This window comes from Selenomonas sp. KH1T6 (genome assembly GCF_900108415.1).
Taxonomy (GTDB): Bacteria; Bacillota; Negativicutes; order Selenomonadales; family Selenomonadaceae; genus Selenomonas_B; species Selenomonas_B ruminantium_A.
In genome coordinates, this window is record NZ_FNWN01000065.1 from 1 (window position 1) to 6809 (window position 6809).

The 6809-nt window shown below is 47.5% G+C and carries 9 protein-coding genes and 3 pseudogenes; 6 read left to right on the forward strand and 6 right to left on the reverse strand.

Translation table 11 applies throughout. The features are described 5' to 3' along the window. The 4 genes and pseudogenes from BLW59_RS16820 to BLW59_RS16830 all read right to left on the reverse strand — a co-directional run. The coding region (locus tag BLW59_RS16820; protein ID WP_175463494.1) for a transposase at positions 1-140 on the reverse strand (140 nt) is incomplete at its 3' end. A gap of 334 nt (positions 141-474) precedes the next feature. Continuing rightward, positions 475-534, reverse strand: a pseudogene (locus BLW59_RS18405) (rubredoxin); the annotation flags it as partial. 165 nt (positions 535-699) lie between these two features. Next, positions 700-762, reverse strand: coding sequence for a twin-arginine translocation signal domain-containing protein (locus BLW59_RS18410; protein ID WP_081348596.1), 63 nt, complete (start codon positions 760-762; stop codon positions 700-702). Between the two features lie 657 nt (positions 763-1419). Continuing rightward, entirely contained in the window at positions 1420-1983 is a 564-nt protein-coding gene (locus BLW59_RS16830) for a flavodoxin family protein (protein ID WP_074699008.1), read from the reverse strand. 111 nt (positions 1984-2094) lie between these two features. Between BLW59_RS16830 and BLW59_RS16835 the strand changes: the two genes are divergently transcribed. The 3 genes and pseudogenes from BLW59_RS16835 to BLW59_RS16845 all read left to right on the forward strand — a co-directional run. Next, entirely contained in the window at positions 2095-2433 is a 339-nt protein-coding gene (locus tag BLW59_RS16835; protein ID WP_074699010.1) for a winged helix-turn-helix transcriptional regulator, read from the forward strand. A 7-nt stretch (positions 2434-2440) separates the two neighbouring features. Continuing rightward, positions 2441-3547: a flavodoxin gene (locus BLW59_RS16840; protein WP_081348595.1), complete on the forward strand. Its 1107-nt coding sequence runs from the start codon at positions 2441-2443 to the stop codon at positions 3545-3547. 262 nt (positions 3548-3809) lie between these two features. Beyond that, positions 3810-4089 (forward strand): annotated as a pseudogene (locus tag BLW59_RS16845) (IS66 family transposase); the annotation flags it as partial. A gap of 87 nt (positions 4090-4176) precedes the next feature. Here the strand turns inward: BLW59_RS16845 and BLW59_RS16850 are convergent. Further along, positions 4177-4581, reverse strand: a complete 405-nt coding sequence (locus BLW59_RS16850; RefSeq protein ID WP_318258733.1) for a phage portal protein — start codon at positions 4579-4581, stop codon at positions 4177-4179. Between the two features lie 60 nt (positions 4582-4641). On the opposite strand from BLW59_RS16850, the gene BLW59_RS16855 reads away from it, so the two are divergent. Beyond that, complete coding sequence (locus tag BLW59_RS16855; protein ID WP_318258736.1) at positions 4642-5271, forward strand: exonuclease domain-containing protein; 630 nt, start codon at positions 4642-4644, stop codon at positions 5269-5271. Here the strand turns inward: BLW59_RS16855 and BLW59_RS17585 are convergent. After that, positions 5241-5411: pseudogene (locus BLW59_RS17585) on the reverse strand (phage portal protein); the annotation flags it as partial. The gene BLW59_RS16855 and the pseudogene BLW59_RS17585 sit on opposite strands and share 31 nt — an antisense overlap. 47 nt (positions 5412-5458) lie before the next feature. Here BLW59_RS17585 and BLW59_RS16865 point away from each other — a divergent pair. Both BLW59_RS16865 and BLW59_RS16870 read left to right on the forward strand, forming a co-directional pair. Then, a complete protein-coding gene (locus tag BLW59_RS16865) occupies positions 5459-5869 on the forward strand; it encodes a TIGR04076 family protein (RefSeq protein WP_074699018.1) in 411 nt (136 codons plus the stop codon). Between the two features lie 19 nt (positions 5870-5888). Beyond that, positions 5889-6809: DUF1638 domain-containing protein (locus BLW59_RS16870; RefSeq protein WP_217634655.1), on the forward strand; the 921-nt coding region annotated here is incomplete at its 3' end.

Sequence of the window (6809 nt, forward strand, 5' to 3'; positions counted from 1 at the left end):
AACTCCCTCAATATCTGCCCTATCTCGTACCTCTTCTGCCCAAAGAATACTTTCCTTCTGTACTTGGGCGCAAACACAATATGATATTTACAGTTCCATTTTGTATGTGATAGACTATGTACATCATGACTCTTAGTCATTGATTACCCTCCTGTGATTGATTTGTTGCAGTTGACGGACCGCAACGTTATCTTATCATGGGAGGGCTATTTATTACCTTTGAAGACTCATACCTAAAAGGCTATTGAACCCCCCGGTCTAACCGGGGGTTTTCTTTATACAAAAATAGCCTGACAAAGCCACGCCCTGTCAGGCTATTTCTTAGCGTTTGATTTCCTGATACTCTGCCACCCGTCCTACGCTGAAGTGGAGGATTCATTCCGGGCGTTCCGTAATCGGCGTCCAAAAGCCATAGGCCTTGCCCTGCTTGCAAACGGGGCATTTCCAGTCCGCAGGCAAATCCTCGAAGGCCGTACCTGCGGGGATGCCATGCTCCGGGTCACCTACAGCCGGGTCATAGACTGTGCCGCAAATGGAGCAGACGTACTTGCCTGTGCTCTTTTATTTCACGCTCTTGTCGAATTTGTCCTCGCCATCTTCCAGTCCCATGGCAAAAGGCTGGGTCATAAAACCATTCTCATAAAGTTTAACGGCTTTGATTTCCATGCGTCTTGCGCTCCCCTCTGCAAACATTGAAAACTACCCGGCCAGCAGACAGGCTGTGCCTATGCCAGCTGTCTTGATAAACTCACGACGATTCATAACCTGTCTCAGTCCTTCAATTTGAACACTTTTTTCGGCTAGCCGCAGAGCAGGCAGGCAAAAACCTTTCTGCCTGAAATTTTCATTTCAGGCACCTGACCAAGCGGCTGACATAGATTATATGTCATCAATATGACCTCAATGTGACCTTTTTTCATTAGCTAGGGAGCCAAGAATTGTTATCATCAATTCCCCTTTACCGCAAATTTTGATACAAAATAACGATGCACCCCCCAAACCCTCTTAACGATGAACCCCTTGCACCCCCCTGACTATCGTTAAACGAGTATGCCTCGGAAGCCGCATGGGACAAGGCTTTGAGAAAAAGAGAAGGGGGCGCATCTGCACCCCCTAAGCGTTATCTGTCCTCAATATCCTAATTTTTTTAGACTCCAGCAAGTGCCTTCGATGCCTCATCCCGCGAGTTTTGTGCGACACTACCACGCATTTCCAATCTGTCCAGAACCTTAGCCCTGGTTGTATCGGCAATGTATCGCTCTGTGCCGCTGCCCTCATGTGTGCAGAAAGGAATGATTGTTTTGCCGGCTTGATTTCAAAGAACAATAAAATCTGCTAACCGCATAATCTGCGATAAATAGAAAGCCCTGCGTATTTCCCTAAAAACCAATAGCGATGCACTTGTCCCATTACATCCCTTCAGAGACCATTTCCGGCTACCACAGACTTGCCAAGCTCGTATGCTTCCTTCAGCTCCTTATGACCATTGATGTCGCCAACCTTCGTGACACCCCCGGCCAGTACATGACCGAGTTCCTTCCAACCGAGATGTTTCATGAGGTTCTGATAATACCCCAGAGCATCATCGAAGCCATACCCCTCTGCAGCCATGAGGAGGACAGACTCCTTCTTGGGATTCCTATAATTGGGGTCGCACTCTGCCACCGCAAACAAACGGTCAAAAGCGGTGCGGAGCTGTCCGCTGAGATTCCAGTAGTATAGAGGCGATGCCAGCACCACTACATCTGCCTCACGATAGACAGGATAAATCTTGCCCATGTCATCTTTCTGCACGCAAGGGCTGTCGGGATTTTTACCGCCGCCAAAACAGCCCTTGCAGCCGTGGATGTCCATCTTGTCCAGCACGAAAACCGTCACCGTGCAGCCTGCTTCTTCTGCACCCCGCTTGAATTCCTCCACTAATGCCGAAGTGTTCCCTTTAGGACGCGGGCTTCCGTTCAAAATCACAATTTTCTTGCTCATGCTTTCCCTCTCCTTTTGATTGACATTTCCTTCAACTCACTTTATTATACGACTTAGGAATCTTAAATCAAGTACTGATTTTTTTGTAATGTACTTACTTGGAGGTAAGCTATGAAGAAGAAAAGAATCGAAGATGCGGACTTTGATGCAACAGGCTACAGCTATACGCTGTCGCTCATTTCCGGAAAGTACAAGCCCGTTATTCTGTATTGCCTCATGGAATATGAGCCTGTCCGCTTCAATGATATGCGACGCTATCTGAAAAAAGTGGCAGACAAGACCTTAAGCCAGAAGCTCAAAGAGTTGGAGTCAGACGGATTGATTAAGCGTTATGTCTATGATCAAATGCCGCCGAAGGTAGAATATTCCCTAACCGAGCGAGGTCATTCGCTGGTACAGGTACTAGACAAGCTGTGCGATTGGGGCAACGAAAATCGCCCATCAAAGTGAGGCTGCCATGCGAAAAACAACTTCTAAAAAATTACTGGACATCATTTTACTGTGCCTTTTCTTTGCAGAACTGGGTGGGATGTTCCTGCCACATCCAGTACATGAGGTGCTTGGCTGCCTGTTTATCGCCTTGACTGTTATGCACAATATCAAGAATCGTTCTTTCTATACACATTTACTTGCCGGCACATACCCTCCACTGCGCTTGGCGAACAATATTAGCATTATCCTTTTCGCCTTGAGCCTCTTCCTTCTCGCTTTCTCGGGAATGGTGCTGTCCCGGGATTTGTTTCCGTGGTTCCGGTTGGAAAGTACATGGAACTGGCGCTCCATTCATCTAGGCGCAGCCATAGGCGCATTGGTGCTACTGTTTGTCCATCTGCTGCTTCATGCCCGACGCTACATACACGGAAGAGTTTTTTTATGCCTGGCTGGAATGGCATTCATACTGGCAACAGCCGGGATTTTCGGTATGCCCTACCTTGACCGCTGGTATCATCAAGTATATGTGGAAAAAAAGACCGTTATTGCCGGAGACAAGGTTTCGATTCCCGGACGTGTACTGACGGTATATTTCAGCCGTGTGGGCAACACGAATTTTCCGTCCGATGTAGATGCTGTCTCCGGTGCCTCTATCATGAAGGATGGGCATGAAATCATTGGCAACGCCGAGATGATTGCCTATATGGTGCAGGATGCGGCAGGTGGCGATATTTTCTCCGTTCGAACAGCAAAAACCTATCCCGCCGACTATGGGGAAACCACCAAGGAAGGAAAGCGGGAACTGGAAAGCGGCAAAGCCCCCAACTTAAAGGGATCTTTGCCGCAGATGGAAAATTACGATGTGATTTTTCTTGTCTACCCTCTCTGGTGGAATACGCTGCCGATGGCCATGGAAGGATTCTTGAAGCAATATGATTGGAAAGGAAAGACACTGATCCCCATTGTGACGCACGGAGGCGGCGGCATAGGCGAGAGCCTCAAAGCTATCCAAGATGTGACACAGACCAAGACTGTTGAAAGCTATCTGGATATCTACAGCAGCGATATTCCGGCTGCAAGGCAGAAAATCACGGACTTCCTCAATGACATCAGCAAGGTCTCTGCACCATAGGATTTATCTGTTGACGTGTGCATCGTTACGGGGCATGAAATGTTTTAGCCAGATCTATCGTTATACATATAGGAATTTTTGCTTCTAATCTGCTTCTCCAAAGTTCGTATCATAGAAATTTAATCTTGCTTGTATTGAATTGCGTACATAAATGTATTCCCATTCCATCTTCTTCAGTTTTTTCCCATGGCTTCTCACGTCTATGCTTGAGGCAAAGAAGAAGCGCATGGCCAAGGGAAAGGGGGATGCAGGAAAATACTATATGGGTCGGTTCCTGACAATCTTCAGCAACGCTGTCAAGATAGGGCAGGTTGAACATCCTCCCATACAGCAGGAGGCGGAGGCAAGAAGGGGACGCAAGGCCAGAGGAAAGGCGAATGCCTTCATAAAGCGCATGGAGCGGCTATATGAAGCAGTCTGCCTGTTCTTCTGTGACTTTAGTGTGCCGTTTGACAACAACCTGGCAGAGCGTGATCTGCGTCATGCAAAGGTCAAGCAGAAAGTAAGCGGCTGTTTCCGCACAGATGAGGGTGCCAAACTTTTCGCCAAGTTCAATTCATATTTGAGCACAGAAAAAAAGAGAGGATGTACTTCTCTGCGGGCATTAGAATTGTTGTTTCAGGGAACTCCTATGCGGGCCTTAGGAGGGGCGACTGAATAGTTACATACACATCAGAAATTCCCCACAAAAGAAGGTGAATCATCGCCGTTTCTCGAAATATAAAAGATGTCATTTCGGGATTGGGGGAATCGTGGAGAAGAAAATAGAGCGGATGCCCCGGCACTCGCTCTTTCCCGCGACGTGAAGCTAGTCCTTTAGGATTCCCTCGATATTCGTAGACATGAAGCGGCAACCCTGCGATGGACTCCGCCAAGATGCGGACACAAGCGTAAACCGCCGTGGTCTGCATAGCTGTGAATTCGTTGACCTTGGCTCCGGCGGCAGACTTACCGAAAACAAACGGCCAGCCGCTGAAGTGGTAGCTGTTTTGGGGCTTGTCCCGTGAGCGGAACAGCCAACTGAAAATTCCCATATGTATCACGCTCCCTTTTTTGTGGTGATGACAATGTATTATGGCTTAATTGATGTAGAAATGACGTGTGATGGCAGGAAAATAAATGGCAAATTTGTAGATGATGGAAGGATGAAACATTCTCAACGAGAAGTTATTTCTGTGGGTTTTGTGGTTGTTGACGAAAAATATCGGATAAAAGCGAAATATTCATCCTTCGTAAAACCTGTACACAATCCCATCATCACATCATACTGTCAGGAATTGACTGGAATTACACAGAAGAATGTGGATGGCGGCAAAAAATGCAATGACGCATTTCAAGACATTTTTTATCTTTGTCGAAAATTCGATGTAAAACATATACTTTCTTTCGGCAACTGCGACAAAATGGGACTTTCTACTTCTGTAAGATGGATAAAAAATAAAAACAAAAAAGAAAAGGCGTGGGCCATATGTACCATAGCTAAAAAGATAGTTGATGTCCAACCTGCGTTACTAAAAGTCATTTATCCAAAAGGAATAAAACATCGACCTGGATTGAAAAAAATAGCAGACAAGTTGCAAATAATTGGCAAGAAAGCTCAACACAATGCGTTAAATGATACAATACTTCTTGCTTCCGTTTGTGATAAGGCAGGGCTTGTATTTACAGGGAATGAAATATGGCAACCCTACGATGACTCCGCCAAGATGCGGACGCAAGCGTAAACCACCGTGGTCTGCATAGCTGTGAATTCGTTGACCTTGGCTCCGGCGGCAGACTTACCGAAAACAAACGGCCAGCCGCTGAAGTGGTAGCTGTTTTGGGGCTTGTCCCGTGAACGGAACAGCCAACTGAAAATTCCCATGAGTATCACGCTCCCAACTTTTATGCAAAATTCAATGAGGTGATGAAATGCAATACGAATGCAAAATAACGGTATTGGAAACAAAGGTATTTGCCGATTATCAGGAAAAGTATCTCGCCGATCCCAAATCCGGTCCCTGCCCTTGTTTCAAAGCGGGAGACACATTCCTTTTGAAACGGACTCCCGAACAGGATGATTTTTATCACCTGATGAACGGAAAATTCTGCGGCGAGGCTTGGGATGCCATCAGCCGCTATGTATATGCCGCACTTCAAGGCGGCTCCATTATGCGTAAGTGGACGAACGATGACCGCATGATGATTGCCTGCTGCAATGACGGAACTCGCCCGGTGATCTTCAAGATCGAGCGCATCGACATCCCGGAAACGGAAGAAGAACGAAAATGGCTGGAAAAGCAAAACTTCAAGAACTCCGTTGATGATGCCTATACAGGCTAATGCCCCAAAGGATGACATTATGAAACAGACCATCATCCTATCCTGCCCTACATTGAAGCGGGAATTGCAGACAGCCATCGGAAGCCATGCTGCAGAGGCGGCTGTGTATTTCCTTCCACGGCATTTGCACAATGACCCCAAGAAACTCTCTCGCTATCTGCAGGACATGATTGACAGCTTCTACAATGTCCGACGCATCGTCGTTTGCGCCAGCAGATGCGGAGGCGGCACAGCCAACCTCCGGGCAACATCGGCAGAGCTTGTCCTGCCGCGCACAAGGGATTGCCTGGACATTCTGCTTTCCGAGGACAGCCTGGACAAGATTCAGCGAAATATTCGCGGCATCTACTTCACGGCAAGCTGGATGGAGTTCTCCAAGGAATCGGAAATCGACCTCGGCAAGCTGACAGCCAAAATGGGACGGGAGGCCGCAGAGGAATACCTGCGCCGGCTGTACAAATCCTTCAACGAGTTTTATATCATCGATACCGGCTGCTACGACGTGCAGGAAGTGAAGGATTACATTGCGCCGTTGGTGGAAATATTGGGCGGCACAATCACGATTCTGCGCGGAGGCTCCAAGATTCTCCACAAAATTGCGGCAGGAGAGTTTGACGAGGATTTCGGAGTCTACCCCGGATTTTGTGTAAACCTCCCAAGTGATGTAAAATGGGAACATCACTTGGGAGGTATTTTTATGAGCAGAAAATCACGCACCCCAGAAGAGCAAGCCCGCCGGGAGAAGATTCGGGCACTGCTGCAAGAAAGCAACGTCACCAGCATGGAGGACATTCAGAACTTATTTAAGGAAACTATAGCAGAGTTCATGGAGAATGGCCTTGAAGCAGAGCTGGATGACTCCCTGGGCTATGGTAAGTATGACTACAAGAACAAGGATACGGACAACAGCCGTAACGGCCACAGCCGCAAGAATCTCCGC